At 22.0% G+C, this 17,750-nt stretch carries 25 protein-coding genes; 7 read left to right on the top strand and 18 right to left on the bottom strand.

Annotated elements, in window-relative coordinates:
* Positions 1-12: 12 nt before the first annotated feature.
* From ACQH25_RS03290 to ACQH25_RS03335, 10 genes are all read right to left on the bottom strand, one after another.
* The gene (locus ACQH25_RS03290) at positions 13-390 is read right to left on the bottom strand and encodes a hypothetical protein (RefSeq protein WP_425380725.1); all 378 of its coding nucleotides are present in this window, start codon (positions 388-390) and stop codon (positions 13-15) included.
* Positions 391-403: 13 nt separating this feature from the next.
* Complete coding sequence (locus ACQH25_RS03295) at positions 404-598, bottom strand: hypothetical protein (RefSeq protein ID WP_425380726.1); 195 nt, start codon at positions 596-598, stop codon at positions 404-406.
* 17 nt (positions 599-615) lie between these two features.
* Complete coding sequence (locus ACQH25_RS03300) at positions 616-1,431, bottom strand: hypothetical protein (protein ID WP_425381001.1); 816 nt, start codon at positions 1,429-1,431, stop codon at positions 616-618.
* Positions 1,432-1,442: 11 nt separating this feature from the next.
* The gene (locus tag ACQH25_RS03305; RefSeq protein WP_425380728.1) at positions 1,443-1,679 is read right to left on the bottom strand and encodes a hypothetical protein; all 237 of its coding nucleotides are present in this window, start codon (positions 1,677-1,679) and stop codon (positions 1,443-1,445) included.
* Positions 1,679-1,933 (bottom strand): hypothetical protein, encoded by a 255-nt coding sequence (locus ACQH25_RS03310; protein ID WP_425380729.1) that lies wholly within the window; start codon positions 1,931-1,933, stop codon positions 1,679-1,681. Before ACQH25_RS03310 ends, ACQH25_RS03305 begins: the two co-directional genes overlap by 1 nt.
* A complete protein-coding gene (locus tag ACQH25_RS03315) occupies positions 1,926-2,051 on the bottom strand; it encodes a hypothetical protein (RefSeq protein ID WP_425381803.1) in 126 nt (41 codons plus the stop codon). Before ACQH25_RS03315 ends, ACQH25_RS03310 begins: the two co-directional genes overlap by 8 nt.
* A 70-nt stretch (positions 2,052-2,121) precedes the next feature.
* Positions 2,122-2,442, bottom strand: a complete 321-nt coding sequence (locus tag ACQH25_RS03320) for a hypothetical protein (RefSeq protein ID WP_425381804.1) — start codon at positions 2,440-2,442, stop codon at positions 2,122-2,124.
* Positions 2,432-2,869: a hypothetical protein gene (locus ACQH25_RS03325; protein ID WP_425380731.1), complete on the bottom strand. Its 438-nt coding sequence runs from the start codon at positions 2,867-2,869 to the stop codon at positions 2,432-2,434. The genes ACQH25_RS03320 and ACQH25_RS03325 overlap by 11 nt, the downstream gene beginning before the upstream one ends.
* A 193-nt stretch (positions 2,870-3,062) precedes the next feature.
* Positions 3,063-3,224 carry a hypothetical protein gene (locus tag ACQH25_RS03330; protein WP_425380799.1) on the bottom strand — a complete coding sequence of 54 codons (162 nt, stop codon included), beginning with the start codon at positions 3,222-3,224 and terminating at the stop codon, positions 3,063-3,065.
* A gap of 618 nt (positions 3,225-3,842) precedes the next feature.
* The gene (locus ACQH25_RS03335) at positions 3,843-4,511 is read right to left on the bottom strand and encodes an FMN-dependent NADH-azoreductase (protein ID WP_425381805.1); all 669 of its coding nucleotides are present in this window, start codon (positions 4,509-4,511) and stop codon (positions 3,843-3,845) included.
* Positions 4,512-4,948: 437 nt separating this feature from the next.
* On the opposite strand from ACQH25_RS03335, the gene ACQH25_RS03340 reads away from it, so the two are divergent.
* The 4 genes from ACQH25_RS03340 to ACQH25_RS03355 all read left to right on the top strand — a co-directional run bounded on the left by ACQH25_RS03340 (position 4,949) and on the right by ACQH25_RS03355 (position 9,674).
* Complete coding sequence (locus ACQH25_RS03340) at positions 4,949-5,215, top strand: hypothetical protein (protein WP_425381806.1); 267 nt, start codon at positions 4,949-4,951, stop codon at positions 5,213-5,215.
* 467 nt (positions 5,216-5,682) lie between these two features.
* On the top strand, positions 5,683-7,527 hold the full coding sequence (typA, locus tag ACQH25_RS03345; RefSeq protein ID WP_425381807.1) for a translational GTPase TypA: 1,845 nt from the start codon (positions 5,683-5,685) through the stop codon (positions 7,525-7,527).
* An 843-nt stretch (positions 7,528-8,370) separates the two neighbouring features.
* Entirely contained in the window at positions 8,371-9,066 is a 696-nt protein-coding gene (locus ACQH25_RS03350; protein WP_425381808.1) for a hypothetical protein, read from the top strand.
* Between the two features lie 14 nt (positions 9,067-9,080).
* Positions 9,081-9,674: a hypothetical protein gene (locus ACQH25_RS03355; protein WP_425381809.1), complete on the top strand. Its 594-nt coding sequence runs from the start codon at positions 9,081-9,083 to the stop codon at positions 9,672-9,674.
* A gap of 207 nt (positions 9,675-9,881) precedes the next feature.
* Here the strand turns inward: ACQH25_RS03355 and ACQH25_RS03360 are convergent, their stop codons facing one another.
* The 6 genes from ACQH25_RS03360 to ACQH25_RS03385 all read right to left on the bottom strand — a co-directional run bounded on the left by ACQH25_RS03360 (position 9,882) and on the right by ACQH25_RS03385 (position 14,641).
* Entirely contained in the window at positions 9,882-10,184 is a 303-nt protein-coding gene (locus tag ACQH25_RS03360) for a hypothetical protein (RefSeq protein WP_425381810.1), read from the bottom strand.
* Between the two features lie 23 nt (positions 10,185-10,207).
* Positions 10,208-11,107, bottom strand: a complete 900-nt coding sequence (locus ACQH25_RS03365; RefSeq protein WP_425381811.1) for a hypothetical protein — start codon at positions 11,105-11,107, stop codon at positions 10,208-10,210.
* A 222-nt stretch (positions 11,108-11,329) separates the two neighbouring features.
* The gene (locus ACQH25_RS03370; protein WP_425381812.1) at positions 11,330-12,349 is read right to left on the bottom strand and encodes a hypothetical protein; all 1,020 of its coding nucleotides are present in this window, start codon (positions 12,347-12,349) and stop codon (positions 11,330-11,332) included.
* Positions 12,337-12,702, bottom strand: coding sequence for a hypothetical protein (locus tag ACQH25_RS03375; RefSeq protein WP_425381813.1), 366 nt, complete (start codon positions 12,700-12,702; stop codon positions 12,337-12,339). The genes ACQH25_RS03370 and ACQH25_RS03375 overlap by 13 nt, the downstream gene beginning before the upstream one ends.
* Positions 12,703-13,161: 459 nt before the next feature.
* Positions 13,162-13,920: a hypothetical protein gene (locus ACQH25_RS03380; protein WP_425381814.1), complete on the bottom strand. Its 759-nt coding sequence runs from the start codon at positions 13,918-13,920 to the stop codon at positions 13,162-13,164.
* A gap of 91 nt (positions 13,921-14,011) precedes the next feature.
* Positions 14,012-14,641, bottom strand: a complete 630-nt coding sequence (locus tag ACQH25_RS03385) for a P-loop NTPase fold protein (protein WP_425381815.1) — start codon at positions 14,639-14,641, stop codon at positions 14,012-14,014.
* Between the two features lie 154 nt (positions 14,642-14,795).
* Between ACQH25_RS03385 and ACQH25_RS03390 the strand changes: the two genes are divergently transcribed.
* The 3 genes from ACQH25_RS03390 to ACQH25_RS03400 all read left to right on the top strand — a co-directional run bounded on the left by ACQH25_RS03390 (position 14,796) and on the right by ACQH25_RS03400 (position 15,853).
* The gene (locus ACQH25_RS03390) at positions 14,796-14,990 is read left to right on the top strand and encodes a hypothetical protein (protein WP_425380828.1); all 195 of its coding nucleotides are present in this window, start codon (positions 14,796-14,798) and stop codon (positions 14,988-14,990) included.
* A gap of 111 nt (positions 14,991-15,101) precedes the next feature.
* A complete protein-coding gene (locus ACQH25_RS03395) occupies positions 15,102-15,620 on the top strand; it encodes a DDE-type integrase/transposase/recombinase (RefSeq protein ID WP_425381816.1) in 519 nt (172 codons plus the stop codon).
* A 44-nt stretch (positions 15,621-15,664) separates the two neighbouring features.
* Positions 15,665-15,853: an integrase core domain-containing protein gene (locus ACQH25_RS03400; protein WP_425381845.1), complete on the top strand. Its 189-nt coding sequence runs from the start codon at positions 15,665-15,667 to the stop codon at positions 15,851-15,853.
* 164 nt (positions 15,854-16,017) lie between these two features.
* Here ACQH25_RS03400 and ACQH25_RS03405 read toward each other — a convergent pair whose 3' ends face one another.
* Positions 16,018-16,272: a hypothetical protein gene (locus ACQH25_RS03405; protein ID WP_425381817.1), complete on the bottom strand. Its 255-nt coding sequence runs from the start codon at positions 16,270-16,272 to the stop codon at positions 16,018-16,020.
* Positions 16,273-16,462: 190 nt separating this feature from the next.
* Positions 16,463-16,711 carry a lipoprotein gene (locus ACQH25_RS03410; RefSeq protein WP_425381818.1) on the bottom strand — a complete coding sequence of 83 codons (249 nt, stop codon included), beginning with the start codon at positions 16,709-16,711 and terminating at the stop codon, positions 16,463-16,465.
* Between the last annotated feature and the right edge of the window lie 1,039 nt (positions 16,712-17,750).

Genomic DNA, 17,750 nt, shown 5'->3' on the forward strand with positions numbered 1-17,750 from the left:
ATTTCCTTTCTGTTATAAATTATTTTTCTTTTTATAATCCAATAAAGTACTTTTTATTGAACTTGGTTGATTTGTTATTATTGTTTGTTGTTTACCACCTGTATTTATTATTTCTTTAAATACTGGTTGTTCTTTAATCATTTTTTTAATAGCTTCTTCTATTTTTGAATTTTCTATATTATTAGTTTTAAATTTTAAATAATCATAAAATTCACTTTTAACTTGATATTTTTTAAATATATTAATTATTTCTTTTTCCTTAATTTCGTTATTTAATTTATTTAACTTATTTTCTGCTTCATTAACTTTATTTTCTATTTCTTGTGAAGAATCATTATTTTTAATTAAAGGTTCAGTTGCTTGTTGAACATTATTTTCATTTTCTAACATTTACAGTACCCCATTATTTAATTTCTTTATTAATTTTTTCATTAAGTTTTGCTAATTTTTTTTGATGTTTTATAATTTTATTATTTGCTCTAACATGTTTTGGAGTTGTAATAAATCTTTTTAATAAAACAATAATTTCTCGACAAATTAATATACCTGTACTTATTCCAATTGTTTCAAGTGCTTTTAAAAATTCTTGCATTTCCATATTTTCCTTTCATTTTTTTATAAAGTAAGATTACTATTACTACGTTGTAAAGCATTATTAGCTGTATCATCTCAATCTAATGAAACATTAGAATTATGACTGCCATATTGACTACTTGTTTCACTATTAATAGTAAATCTATCATCATTAATTAATCTTGTTGTTTCATTTGTAAAGGAAGTTTCTTGCATTTCTATACTATGATTTGTTTCCATAGGTAATAAATTATGAATAATTTCACTTATTCCTGCAATAATAGTAGGTATTGCATAAGCATTATTAAAATCATTATTAATCCCCATCGCAACACCACTACTAATTAAACAACCACCAGTTGCCATATTTGCTATTTTTTGTATCATTGCAAATTTATTAGGTATTAACTCAGTTAAACCATTAATAACATTGGCGATACCATAAGCATTTAATGAAATATAAGTATCTCAATCAATTAATGACTGATTTTCTTGTTTATCTAATAATAATCATGGCGGTCCTTCCGTAGTAGTTGGAATTGGTGTTGTTGGAATAATAGGATTAATATTATTTTCAGTTCATTTACTATAATTTGCTAAACCCATTGTTCCTAATCCTAATAATATTTTTTTACTACTATTAATTAATTTAGTTTTAGTAGTTGGTTTTTGGTTCAAGTTTCAGATATCTAAACCTAATTTTTTACCAAATAATAAAGAATTAATACTTCCTAATATTGGATTTGCTATTACTTGCCCATAATATGCACTTGTACCAATCATTGCACAAATAGGACTAATTCCCGTTCTTATTAATTTAGTTAAAGTATAATTTGAATGATTTTCTATATTTGGCATTTTAATCTCCTTTAATTTTCTAATTTTTTAATTGTTACTTTAATTCAACCTTGATAAACATCATTATCACCAACTATTAATGCAACATCACTTTCAGGGTCAGAAACAATGATGTGTTTTGATTTAACATTAGGATATTGTCTTAAAATAATTGCTCTAATATCATTACTTGTATGAATTGCTTTGGGAAATGGTGATAATATTTCAATTTCATCTTTATCACCAAATAAAGTAGGTAATATAATCATTAATGAAATTCTCCATTTTCTATAAACTCAATTACTTTATAATAAGCAGTAAGTTTACCTGCTTCTTTTAATGAATCACATAAACAAATACTAATTTGTTTATTTAACCAAATAATTAATTTTTCATTATATTTATTGATTACTTTTTGTTTAAACTCTTCTCTTATTTTTTTTATATTATTCAAATGTTCTTCTGTTATCTCTTTATTACGTTTTTTATTATATTCATTAATAATTTTTTGGTCTTTATTCATTATCAAACTCACCACTTCTTATTTTTTGAACTAAAATATCTAATAATAAGTCTATTTCTGTATTCTCATATTCTTTTTGTGATTTTTTAATATAGTTAATTAATTTTTCTTTATTCATTATTATTCTCCTTATTTTTAGTTAAATTATTAACTATTTTTTTCTAAACATTTCAAACATCAATTTTTACTTAATCAAATTCTTTTATTACAATATTTACATTTCTTCATTTTTTAAATCATTTAACATTAATTGAACAAAATGCACGATTTTTAGGAATATTTAAAGTATTAAAGATTTGACCACTTACTATAATTTCATCATTTTTGTTTAATAAAATACATCGTTTATAAAATTTTGGGTTATTAAAAATTAAAGTAACATAGTTTAATCCATTTCATTGTCCACGAACACTATAATATAATTCTTTATTACCTTTTTCATAATGTTTTGCTTCAATAGTGTTACTCAGTTTTACTGTTAATTTCACATAATTTGATTTATCTTTCATTTTTAAAATTCCTTAAACAATATTGAATGTGTTTATATGCATCTTCTTCATGTTTTGTTAATTTTATATTTCCTTTATAATTTTCTATTTTGTTTTTATTTTTTGGATGGTTTTCTAAATAATCTCAATTCATAACATCTTGTACTAACACCATTAATGCACCAATAATTTTAGGAGTTGCTAATGGATTAGTTAATAATTGTTTTGCACTTAAAAAGAAATTTTCTACAATAACTAATATTTTTTTATTATTAAACTCTTGTTTAATTGTTAAAAAGTATTCTTTAAACAAATTTTTACTTTCTAAAACAGTTTCTGCTTTAAATGTTTCATTAAAAATAATATTATTAGTTTCATTTGAATATATAATAATTCCATTACTACCTATTCCTGCTGGGTCAATACCAATAATTAATTCATATTGCATTATTTTTTATATCCCCTACTTAATCTAATATTTAAAATACAGTCATAACAAATTGCTTTACCGTTTTTATCTCTTAAAAAATATTTTCTTGTTTTAATATCATTAGTATTAAAAAATAGATAATCTAATTTATATTGTTTACATGTTCAACAAAAATATTTTTTCATTATGAATTAAAATATTCTTAGTAATATTATTTTCATACAGTAAATGCAGTAATTAAAAAAGCAACAGTTATCATTAAAACTATTGTAGATATTATAACAATAGTAGTTAAAGCAAATTTATTATTATAAATTTTATCAATAAATTTTTCTTTCTTTATTTCATGAGTTTTAATATTTTTTGTTTTCATAATTAATTTTATCCTTTAAATATGCCCTGTTTGCTTTTAGCATAAATGGCATATATTTTTGTTTTTTTTATTTATTAATACTATTAATATTATTTTTCTTAGAAAAATGGGCTCAAAAATAAATTTAAAAAAATAAAAAATAAAACCAACACTCGCTCACTAGGGGAGTGGCAAGGTTGGTTAAATAAAAAATAGAATTAACATAATAGGTCCCTACAACAGGTCTATATATACTAATTACTAATTCGCTCCCACCCCAAGAATTACCATTACTGGTTAGTATATTTTATTAGGCATCATCCACTTTTTATTTATTCATGCAAAGTCCACATGTTTTAGCTACTATTTTAAACAACTGTGTTGTAGTTCACTTTTTTAGTTCCCTAACACGTGTTGATAATAGCGTTAAAGACGGTTATTTATTAATTATTAACTTTCTCCTACTTGGTCACTGCATGTAGTAGATATTTAAAGCGTGTTAATAATAAAAATTTTAAAATTTTACAATTACAAAAAAAGACAAGATTTTTATTCTCGTCTTTTGTCATTTATTTTAATTTAAGGATTTAAAAAGGAAAGGAGATATTTACACAAAAATATTAGTTATAGACATCTTCGCTAAGCTCCCAATTTTTTTGCTGCTACTTTAATATATTGATCAAATTTATCCATTGTTTTTTCTGGACCCAATGTTGGTAAGCCACCACCTTTTGCTAGTACTTTTGTTCCAATAACTAAATTAGCATCATTTTCATGAAGTTCTTGTACTTTAGTACCACAAATAAGAATCGGTTCGGTTACTTTAGCACCAACAAATTCTCATGTTCCTTTTAAATATGTTGCATGATTACCTCATAAATATCATCCATATGGTGCGCCCTGGGTTGCTAAAATTTGAATTTTTAAATGTGGTAATAATCCTCTTGCTTCTCCAAGTTTGGTGTATTTATAATCAAAAGTTTTACCAGCAACTAAGATATGATCTAAATAATTTTTTGTCATGCTTGTAACATTAAAATTAGTCATTGGTGTTGTAAAGATAACTTTATTAACACTTTTTAGTTGATTAATATAGTAATCAGAATCTTTTTCATTGAAATATGAAGAAAAATTTTTTTGTGTAATAGTAATACTTGCCATTGCGATTTGATTTAAGTCTAATTCAATAATTGTATCTTCTGGATAAAACTCACGATAATATTTAACAAAACGTGAAATTAAACTTTCAGAATATGATAGTTCTTTTTTTATCATTGAAGAACGAATTACTAATATTTTATTTGCCATTATTGTTACCTCCAAAATAAATTTGTAATTTGATTTTATCAGTTTTTAATTATTATTATTAAATAATAAAAAATATTTTATTTTAGTTTATATTGACTAATAATGTTATATTTTAAATAAAAATTGCAAAACATAATATCATAATTTTGAACATTAAAAATATTTGATAAAATTATTAAAATTTAAATAATAAATAAATTTATTAGTATTTTGATATTAGATCATGCAAAATAACAAGAAAAGAAAAAAAATATAACAGTTAATGGATAAAAATTTAAAAATTAGTAGTACATTATTTGCTTATAGATTTTAAAACAAATGAAATAGTTAAAACAATTAACAATATGAAAACTAACTTACTAAAACAGCAATGATATTTTTTACAATTTGAAGATTATCAAAAATAAAGAAAAATAAATAGTAATAAGTATAATAAAATGTTTAATAAAATAAAAAGACTTAATGTTATTATTAATCAAAATAAAATAACAATAGAAAAATTATCTGTAAAACTCAATAAAATAGATTTATTTATTAAAAAACAACAGTTAATAAGTTGGTTATTAAATAACCAACAACCATTACAAGAAGAGCTATTAGATTTATCATTAGCAAACCAAAAGCAACTCTTGTCATTAGAAATCAAAAATAATATACAGCAAAGTAATAATATTGCAAACTATCAACAAGATCTTAATAAATAGAAAAAATAGTTACAAGAGATTTTTCTTCCAAAAAATATATTCAATCAAAATAGTAGCAGTGAAGGAAGTAACTTTCATGATATCAAAAGACATTTAGTAAATGAACAATTACCAAGAAATGATTATCTAAATGCTACTAATGAAGAAAGAAATTCAGATACTATTTCTAAGAGATAAAGGCAAGTAATAATATAAAATTTAGTCAATTTTAATTATTGACTAACTCTTTATTATTTAAATTATTTGTGTTGCCACTATCTTATTTATTAATATAAAAATATTTAAAATTTTTAGCTCTTTTCTTAATGGCAAAAGAGTTTTTACTTTATATTATTTAAAATAAATATCATATATAATAAAAAAATTAAAATAATTAAAAAAAATAATTTAATTATTTTACTAAATTTTAAAATATTGCGTATAATTTATATAATGTCAAAATTTAAGAATATAATGGAGAATAAATAATGTCTAAACAAGAAAAAGTTTCTGTTGATCAAAAAATTATTAATATTGCAGTAATTGCCCATGTTGATGTTGGTAAATCAACATTAGTTGATGCTTTATTAAAGCAATCAAATATTTTTCATCAAAATCAAGTGATTGTTAATCAAATCATGGATAGTAACGATCAAGAGCGACAACGAGGAATTACTATTTACTCTAAAAACTGTTCAATTATGCATGGTAATACTAAAATTAATATTATTGATACTCCTGGTCATGCTGATTTTTCATCTGAAGTTGAAAGAATTATGAAAACGGTAGATTGTGTTATTTTATTAGTTGATAGTGTTGAAGGACCAATGCCACAAACGCGTTTTGTACTGCAAAAATCATTAGAACACAACTTAAATCCAATTTTAATGATTAATAAAATTGACAAAAAAGATCAAAGAATTGAAGAAGTAAAAGATGAAGTATTAGAACTATTCATGGAATTGAATGCTAATGATGAACAATTAGATTTTCCAACACTTTATGGTATTACTAAACAAGGTATTGCGCAATATGAATTGGATCAACCAAGTAATAATTTAGAACCATTATTTCAAACAATTATTAAGCATGCTAAAATTTCTAAATTGGTAAATTTTAATAAACCATTGCAAATGCAAATTAGTTCCTTAGATTATGATAGTTTTATTGGTAGAATTGGCATTGGTCGATTATTTCAAGGTACTATTACTGAAGGCCAAGAAGTAATTATTGTTGATGATTATGATTTAAAAAGAAAAGCAAAAATTAAATATTTGTTTGTTTATCAAGGATTAAAACGAGTAGCTGTTAAAACTGCTGTTACTGGTGATATTGTTTGTGTCGCTGGGATTGAACATATCACAATTGGTAATACTATTTGTGATAAAGATAATGTTATCCCAATGGAACCAATTACTATCCAAGCACCAACAATGTCAATGAACTTTCTTGTTAATAACTCACCATTTTGTGGAACAGAAGGAAAACTAGTTACTAGTAATAAAATTAAAGAACGACTAACAAGAGAATTAGAAACTAATGTTGGTTTAAAAATTGCACAATTGTCTGGTAGTAATGCAGATGGTTTTAAAGTTTTTGGTCGTGGTGAATTACATTTATCTGTCTTAATTGAAAATATGCGTCGTGAAGGCTTTGAATTAGGTATTTCTAAACCAGAAGTAGTATTTAAAACAGATGAAAAAGGACATACTACTGAACCAGTAGAAGAAATTATTTTAAATCATCCTACTGAATATAGTAGTACTGTTATTAATAATTTAAATTTAAGAAAAGGTATTATGACAAATATGGATTCTGACAATATTCGTGATAAAATTGTTTTTCATATTCCAACCCGTGGTTTAATTGGTTTTGGACGACAATACATTAATATTACTCGTGGAACAGGTGTTATGGTTCGTAGTTTCCTAACATATGAACCATTAAAAGGTGAAATTGGTAATAATCGAAATGGTGTCTTAGTAAGTATGATTACGGGAACAACATTACCTTATGCTTTAAATTCTTTAGAAGAACGTGGTACTTTGTTTGTTAAACCACAAACTAAAGTATATGAAGGAATGATTATTGGTCTAAGTAATCGTGATAAAGATTTAGATGTTAATCCTTGTAAAGCTAAACAATTAACAAATACTAGAAGTTCAGGTAATGATGAAGCAGTTAGATTGACACCCCCAGTTATTTTTAGTTTAGAAGAATCTTTAGAATTTATTGCCAGTGATGAATTAGTGGAAGTAACACCACAAAATATTCGAATGCGTAAAAAATTCTTAACTGAAAATGAACGTAAACAAAATAGAAATCGTAGGTAATACTTACGATTGCTAGAGATATAACTAAATTGGAAAAAAATAACCAAAAATTATTGAATTTTTTCTAAAAATAGTTATTTAAATGTTATAAAAAATGGATATAATATGAAAAACTTTATTAATAAATGAGTTAATGAAATTAAATGTTTTAATAATTTAAATGAACAAACTTTTGAAAAAATACAACAAAATTTATATAAATTTTGATTTAGATATTTCTTTAGCTATTCGGAAAAAATTAGCTATTTATATTAATAAATTTTAATGAAAATATTTCATTAAAAAATCATTGAATGATGTATTTTTATTTACACCCTGAAATTTTTTAGTTTGATTTTGTTATAAAGGGGCGAATAATAAAAAAGACCATTATTCTTTTGCTAATGATTTAAGTTGCGAACATAGAAAAATTTAATAAATAAAGGTAAAAAAATACCAAAACAAAAAATATTAAAAATATAATTAATGTAAAATTCTTTTTTTCAAAATACTTTTTTAATTTTATTTTTATCAAAAATTTTATATTTGCATATAAGCTTCTTTTGATACTCCAAGTAAGACTTTTAAATCTTTTGTTCCTATTTCAGTTTGTTTTTATGATTTTTATAAGAACCAAATATTGTATCATCAATTCTTTTATTATTATTTTGATGTCATTCAAAACCCACTATACATTGATTAGTAATTTTTGCTTTTTATAAAATATTTGGAAAATATTCATTATTATTTCAACTTTTTTTTAAAATAATAAAAAAATTATATTTGACACTACTTTTTAAAAAAGTTGTAATATAAAAATAAGATTTTAGATTTTTTTAAAAAAAAGAAAAGGGGGATAATATTATGAAAAAAATTATGGCAACTGGTTTTGTATTAACCATACTGTTAGGAACATCACCACAAATTAGGACTTTAACGGTAGCAAATACTAAGATTAATCATAAAAACAATTTACAAGACTGAACACCAACACCAGAAAATTTTAAATATATAGAAAAATATTTTAAAACTAAAACTGTGCAAGAAATACAAGAATTAAAAGAAAATTTACTAAGTGCTATTGGTTTAAAAAATTATTTAGTAACTTTTGATAAAACAAAATTAAATCAAAAAATGTGAGATTTAAAAATTTATCAAATTATTACTAGTGATGAATATTTACAAGTATTAAATTGATATTATAAAAACAAAATTATAATTTTTGATGAACAAGGAAAAGCACATTTTAATATTCTACTATTTAAAAATCTTAACATTGATGGAATTTGATTTGAAACATATATATATTGATTTGGATATTGCAGATTACATTTTAGTTCTAATACTATTGCATCAATTACTGAGGGTGGAACAACAATTACAGAAATTGCTGAACAAATCATAGAAGTTGCCCCTTATTTAGGACCAGTAGCGCTTTTAATTGCTGGCTGAGTTACAGCTAATATTGCAGGATTAAGAGCTTACGATTATGGTAAAGGCTCTTGGGTTGCATTTCATGTAGCTGCTCCTGTTATACCTCTTGGATACGGCAGCAATTAGATAGAGTTGATTTTATGTTCAAAAATCTATGAAAATATTTTAAAAATGATCCATCTTGAAAAAATATAATGAAAGTAAATGTTTGTTTATCTTTTGGCAATAGCATAGCATTTTTAAGTTTTTTAATTCTTTTAATTCTAGTATTAGTAAATAATTGAACTGTTAATAAAGGTTTTTATTGATTTATTATTTTTATTTTTCAATCATGTTTTATTTCATATAGTTTGAGTATTTTTGTAGTTAATAGTAATGAAATTCAACAACAAAAGTATCGATTTTTATGATTATTTTTGTATTTTTTAGGATTAAATCCTTTGGGAATTATTAGCATTTTATTACTAATGAAAAAACAGAAAAAGAAAAATGATGTTATAGCAATCAAAGAAACATCACAAATGATTAAAACCGAAAAATGATTTATGCTATGAGCAATATATACATCAATTGTTATGATGATTTGTATTGTAACTATTCCATTATCAATCATAAATTTAATTAATATTAAAAAAAACTGAAAAAAAGAAGAAATTAATATTAAAGAGTTAAAAAAAATTGCTTATTTTAGTAGCGACTGAACTTTAATGCTTGCCAACAAATTCGCTTTTTAAAAAAAAATAATAAAAACACTCAAATTTGAGTGTTTTTATTTATAAAATGAAAAAAATATCTTTATAATTAGTGATTATTTATTTTATAAAAAGAACTTTATTAATAGAGCATATCCAATTTCTTTTTCAAAAGAAAGAAAAAAACTATTTTTCTACCAAAACCTATAAAGCAATTTCATTACTTTACAACAGATTACTAGAAACCCTCTATTTTAAGGTTAACATTATAATATTTGTATCTCCTTGATAGTTGGGATCATTATCACTTGCACTGATAATGATGTAGATATTACCTGGTTTTTGAGAATCATCGATATCTAATATATTCATAGCTTTTGCATCTTTAAAAAAACCAATATTAACAACATACAATTGTGGCAATAAATTTTTAATTTCAGGTGCATTATCTATTATTGGAATTAATTTTTGATATGGTTCATATAAATCAGCAGTAATATCAGTTGTTAAAGTAGTAATTTTAGTTTTTAAATCAATTTTATTTACAATCAAATTTACTGTAACATTTTTACTCCCTATAAATAGGGAACTAGTTTTTTTGCTTCAACAGTAATTTCTAGGTTAGCATTAGCAACAATATCATTTTTATCTAAAATAATAGTGCTATCTTTTTTAAATAAATCAATGTCATCTTTTTTTAAGTTATTAAATTCTCTTTGTGTTCTAAATGAAATAACTAATTTTTCAACAAAAGAATTAATATCATTAATTTTAATATTATCAATAGTTCTTATATTATCTGCTAATATATTGAAATCAGTTTTAATATTAATTTTAATTTCTTCTCAATTTATTATTTGATTAAAATATAAATTATCAGTTTTAATATTAATCTTAATGATAATGTTACCATTATTATATTGCTCTAAATTGGTGGTGCTTCAAATTTGTTCATAATTTCATGGATCATCATTACTAATTCATGCTGATCATAATAAAGTTTGATCACTTTTTAGTTCTTCATTACTAATATAACCCTTATTAGCTAAACTAACGATAGCACTTCTAATTGCATCTAATAGTTGTAAGCCATTCATGTTATTGGTAATTGTTAAATTTTTAGGCAATTCATCTAATTTAAAATTAATTTTATTTGTTGTTGAACATGAATAATTAACATTAATAGTTCCAATATAACTTTTATTATCACCAGTTACATTGCAATTTTCATTAGTAATATTGGTAATTGCAATAGCATCTATGTCCAAATTGGGATTTTGTTTTTTTAAAACAAATTTAATTTTTTGTGGAGTAGGAATTGTTAATATTCCAATATTAATATCACCTAATAATTTATTTTTAATAACATTATTTATTTTTTGTATAGTATTAATTTTATTTTCACAAGCAATAACACTTGTACTTGCTGTTCCAATTAAACTTATAGCGCTTATAATTTTTATTAAATTTTTCATATTTTTACCCCCTTAAATTTCTTGTTATAATTTTAGAATATTTTTGTAGTAATAAGTTCTTCATCTGACTGTTTTAACATCAATAATATTGATTATCACAAATACTATCTAAGTCATTTTCAGTTTTAATAAAAACATCACTATTCTTAATAATGTTATTAGATAAAAATTTATCTAAAGTTTCAGTTTCCAATCAACTAAAAATACTTTTTCTAATTCTTTTTAATTGTTTTTTATTTTTATAATGTTGAAAGTTTGGTCATTAGCAATAATTGCATAAATATTATTATTATCATCGATTGTTAAACTATAAATTTCACCAATAATATTAAAAATATTTATTTTATTTTCATTAAAAACTTTATAGTATAATTTACCTTTTCAAGTTATTATATAAACGTTACTTTCTTTATCAATTATTAAATTTTGAATTTTATCGTTAATTTCAATTATTTTAATAAATTTTTCTTTTTTAAATGAATATTGATAAACATTACCATTTAGAAAACTAGCATAAATATTGCCATCTTTATCACTATTTAAATTCCTAATTTCATTGTTTATCATATTTTGAATTTCATAAAAATTTATTCCATCAGTACTTTTAAAAATTTTACTATTTCTAATGTCATTATGATAAGCAATACCTGCATAAACATTATTATTACTATCAACTGTTAAACTATAAACTTCACCAGAAGATGGCATTATTAATTTAAAGTCTTTTTGGTTATACTGTTTTTTATAAATAGAACCATTATCACCACCTGCATAAACATTGCCATCTTTATCAGTTGCTAAACTTAAAACGATTTTATTTATTTCAGAAATTTTAGTAAAACTATTTTTATAAACTTGATATAAAAAACCATAACCTGTTCCTGTGCCTGTTGTACTGGCGTATATTATTCCATTTTTGTCAACTATTAAACTTAAAATTTCACCATTTAATTTGGCAAGCAGTTGATCATTTTTAGAATTATTATTGATTTGATAAATTCTACCATAACCATCACCAGTTCATGTAGTATATAATATTTCACCTTTATAATTTTTATACAAATTTATATTTGAAATATTTTCTTTAATTTGTTTAATTTCAATAAAATTGTTTTCATTATTAAAATTATTTTTTTGCGTAGATGTAGAAAATGTTTTTTCATTGATATAAGAATTAACAGCACTTATGCTAGCTGTTCCAATTAAACTTGTGATTCCAAATATAGTAATTAATCTTTTCATAATACTGATTTTCTCCTTAAATTTAAATATTTTTGCTGCTTTATTTTTTTTGTTATTAATACTTTTTGATATTCTTCATTAATATATTTTCTAACAAAACTAGATATTTTAGTAGCTGTCATTTGTGTTGTAAATTTTATTTTAATATTATTAAAAATAATTTTTATTGATAGTACTTTTTTATTTTCTTGTCGATATATTTGATTTAAAGTATTTTTTAAATCAACTAAATCTTGAAAACTCCCTAAATCACTATTTATCGGAATAATAACTAAATCAAATAAAATTAAAAAATTTAATGCTAATGCTTGGATTGTTAGTGGATAATCAATTAACACATAATTTATATGCATCTAAAACATCTTTATTTGTACTATAAATTGCATCACTAATTAAATATCTATCTTTATTTCTAAATAACATTATTAATTAAGGTGCTACTTTTATTTAAGGTTCACCACCAATTATAATATCAAGATTATTAAATTTACTTTTTTGAATAACCTTAGTAATCAGAACCTTAACTTTATTATATCTAGCTTTTAATATTTCATTCATTAATATTGGATATTTTCATTTTTTTTAGTTTTTTTGTTTAAATTTTTCAACTAATTCTTTATAGCAAGTCATAGGTGGTAAAACATGGGTGCAATTTCTTTTTTTAATTCTTTATATAATTACTTTGCAGGTTGTGAAAATACGAACTTGAACCTGCTGGCAATAGTAGAGTATTACCAGTACTGCTATTGCACTTTATTTTTAAGTTTTCAACTTGATTATAACATCAAATTATTATAAATATTTTAAATAATTTAATAATCAAAAATTGAATTTTTAATAATTTCATTGATCTTTTTATCGTCAAGAGTTTTTGAAATTTCATTTTTATTTTTGTCGTAAATTGTGAAAAAAATTTCAAAAAAAGTGCTCGCATGTTTTTCCAATGCTTGATTTTTTAAATCAAGAGCATACTCTGTAGGTTCGTGTTCGTAATTTTTACTATTTGCTCTAAAAAAAATATTTGGTTCCTTTTTTGAAACAAAATAACCAAAAAATGGTAATAGCAAAGAATACAATTTAATATCAAATGTTTTATTATGATTTATTCCAAAAATAACTTTATTTATAAATGGTGAACTAATATTTTTTGGAATTGTTGATGGATTAATATTTACATTTAAAGCAAGTTTCTTTAATGAACTTGGTTCTAATGATTTTATATCATAGTATTTACTTATGATTTCTGATTTAATTAGTAACATATAATTAGAATTTAATAATCTATCATCAGTTAATTGAATGACTTTTTCAAAATAATTAGGATATTTAAATTTTAGATAATAACAATAAAATATAATGAGTTCTATTAAAAATATTACTTCTTGAGATGAATTTTCCATAAAAACAATATTTTCAATTATTTTAATAGTTTTTGATAATAATAACTTCGTTATTTTGTTTATTTGTCTTAGATTAGTTTCTGAGACTTGAGTTAAAAATTGTGCTATGTATCGATTTGAACCAAAATTATAATTTTCTGCAAAAAATAAATATTGCAAATCAATTTTCATTTCAAAAAGTTTATCAGTATAATTTTCAACTTCAGTTTCTTTATAGTTTTCTAGTGGCTTATTTAAATGGCGATTAATTAAGTTTTTTTTACTAGAAATAAAAAAAAATATTTGAAATTTCTAAAAAAATATTTTTAATATAACTCAAAAATTTAATTTGATTGTCAGGTATACATCTGTCAATTTCATCAAATATAATAATTATCTTTTTGTTATTTTCATTCAAAAAATTATTAATTTTTGCAACTGTTTCCTTTATTAATTTATTTAAATCATTTTTATCATTTTGTAACATTTTGGCATTAAATTTTATTTCTGCTCCAAATATTTTCAAAAAAGGTATTGTTCAAGAAGTGCTAACAGATTTTTCTATTTTATAATTTTTATTTAATTTTTTGGAAATTATTTCATCATTATCTAAAATTTTGTTTAGAATATCATTAATTAATTTAAAATAAGGGTTTACAATAGTTTCATATTCTCATAAATTTAAAACAATTCATTCTATTTTATCTTTTTCACCATATGTTTTTTTGTAAAAATTTTCTAAATTATTCACAATTGTAGATTTTCCAGAGCCTCATGCACCATTAATATTAAGATTATTAATCTTATTCTCATTTTTCTTTTCATAGAAAAAAGAATATATTTTTTCATTAATAATCTTGATAACTAAAATCATTCCGATTTTATCATTTTCTTCATTTAATAGACTAATCATTTTTATTTCCTTTTTTTAATTATTTTTTAATTTTATTATATTTTTCTTGAATAATCAAATTTGTTTAACTTATAAAATTGTAGATTAGACACACTTTTTGGACTAATAAAAGTTTTTATAACTTTATATTATTAGTTGAGAGGTGTAGTTTAAAATGAAATATTTAATTAATAGTGCTGATTTTACTAAATTTGATTATAAATTTAACAAGTTTGTAGAAAAGTATAAAAATGATAAAAATATTAACAAAGTTAATATTTATTATCGTAAATTTAGAAAATTTTGTTTTATTTTTAAAAATAAAAATACTTGTAAAGAAATAATTTCTCAATTACATATACCAAAGTAAACTTTTTATTATTGAGCTAAACGTTTTTATGATATTTTCTACAAACATAAACCTTTTGAAGAATTATTATTTAAATCAACAAAACCTAAAAATATTAAATATTTCTATAATTTGGAATTATCAGAAAAATTTATAAATTATTTTGTTCAGTATAAAGAAGAGTTTGGTATAGGTGCTTTTCAATTTTGTTATTTAATAAGACATATTGATGATATTAGGTTTAATTTTTTGCCAAAACCCTCGATTAAAACTATATATCGTTGATTAAAACGTTTTGGTTTTTATTCACAAAAAACTATTAAGAAAAAACATTTGAGATATGAAGTAAAAGAAACTGGATTATTGCAAACTGATATTAAAGTAGTATCAGATTATATAACAGGAAGTAAAAGATGATATATTATTGATTTTATTGATGAAAAGACTCGAATTACTTATTGTTATCCATCTGAACAAGCACAAACCAGAGATATTGTAAATGCTACTAAAAATGCTTTAAATTTTTATGAAAAATTGGGAATTAAAATTAAAAGAATTAGAACTGATAATGGTAGTCAATATACTAATACATCTTGTGGAAAACCACAAAGGAATCGTTGATTTACAAATTTTTGTAATAAAAAGGTATAGTTCATGAAACTACACCGTTTAGATCACCACAGAGTAATGGTAAGATTGAAAGATTTCACAGAAATTGAAGTAATTTATTTGAAATAAAACCATATTTAAATAGTGATTTTAGTTTATTTCAAAAATTAGTGAATTCTTTTCAAGAATATTATAACAATTCTAAACCACATAAATCATTACGATTAATGACTCCTATGGATTATTTTGATAAACTTTTATTAGATGGAAAATAGTCCAAAATGTCTGTACTATCTTACAAAATAAAAAAATCGTTACCGATGCCACCTGTTCAAAGGCCACACTAGCAACTAGATAATTCTACAATAAATATATCAATTAGTGAATTTTATCTTCAAAGTATTTTAGTTAAAAATATGAACAACAATAACTATTAATTTTATTTTAAAGTAACTTTTAACCTAGGTGTATCGCCAAAACAAGTAATTCCCTCGTTTGTGCTTACTTGAAAAATGATATAAATATCTCCTTTTTCTTGTTTTAATTGTTTAATATCAGTAGTATCATTTAGGTCATTGGTTTTGTACATAAATGTTTCATATGAACTGTAACTTAAATTTTTAAATTCATTAGCATCTAAAATTTGAGTTCATAACTCATCATTAATGGCAGTTGAGTTAGCAGTTATATTCAATCCAGTTAATTTAGTAATTGTGCTTAAATCAGTTCTTGTATCTTTTTGAGTATAGTTAGTTGTAATATTGTCTTTATTACCTTTAAATTTATTACCTTTAGCAACAATTTTAATATTTAAAGAAGTTCCTGAAGTAATATTACTATCTTGTATAGCAGTTGTAGTTCCTGCCTTATAAACATCATAATCACTAGGTGTTATAAGTATTTAAATTTGGAATTCGTGCTAATGCTGTTTGTAATTTTGCTAAGAAATCTGCTTTCGTATTTGCAGATAATTGTCCTAAAGCAATTGGACTAGTGATTTCATTTTCAATATCAGTTCTTGTATCTGGAGTGGGAGGAGTTGGATTTTCACCACCATCACATGCAACAACGCTAGTACTTGTTGTTCCAATTAAAATCATTGCTCCTAAAATACTTAGTAATTTCCTCAACATATCTTTTTTACCTCCTAAATTTTCTTAATATAATTATACATGATTTAAAAATTAGTTTTTCATATATTTATTTTAAAATGAATCTATCCATGATTACGATTTTTAGCTTTTAACTTTAATAAATCAAGTTGCATTTTTAAATTTAAGTTTGCTTCTTGTAAATCTTTATTTCAATTAGTTAGTTCATTAATTTGTTTTTGTTGTTCATATTTTTAACTAAATTTGAAATTTTATTTTGATTCATAATAGACCCCTATATAATTTCTTTTATTAACTCTTCATATGTTTGTTTTTGATGTCAAATAGTATTTACTATTGCAAATACTATCTAAGTCATTTTCTGTTTTAATAGAAATGTCACACTATTCTTAATAATATTATTAGATAAAAATTTATCTAAAGTTTCAACTTTCAATCAATTAAAAATAAAACTTGTATTTTCATTATCTTTAATATTATTAAAAATAATTTTTATTGGTGGTACATCTCTATTTTCTTGTCGACATATTTGATTTAAAGTATTTTTTAAATCAACTAAACCTTTAAAACTAGTTAAACTATTGATAGCTTCTTTAGTATCTAGTTTTTAATTTGATTTAAATTACTAAAATCACTTAACTTACTACTTATTTTTGGTACTATTATCTTACTCCTTTACCTTTATATAATTAAAAAGATATCACAAATATAATTAATTATATAAATAATATAAGCTAATAAAATTAGTTTATAATAAATAAAAAAATATATAAAATTATACTAATATAATTTGTTATATAAATATAATTATAATATCACAAACAGTGATATGTCTAGTTAGTCTACCTACCTAACTAGAAGTCTGTAAAATTAGTTTTAACTGAAACTAAATATTTTAACTTTATCTTTAAAGTTAAGAAGTTTAAAAAACTTAGTAATTTATTAAGTTTTTTTATTTTTTCTTTAAATATTACTTTTTTAATTTGATTAATAGTTATATTATCAACTCTAACAATTTTACCTTTAACATAAAATATTATTTATGTTAAAATTTAATTAT

Origin of the sequence: Spiroplasma endosymbiont of Polydrusus pterygomalis (assembly GCF_964030825.1) — a bacterium.
Taxonomy (GTDB): Bacteria; Bacillota_I; Bacilli_A; order Mycoplasmatales; family VBWQ01; genus Spiroplasma_E.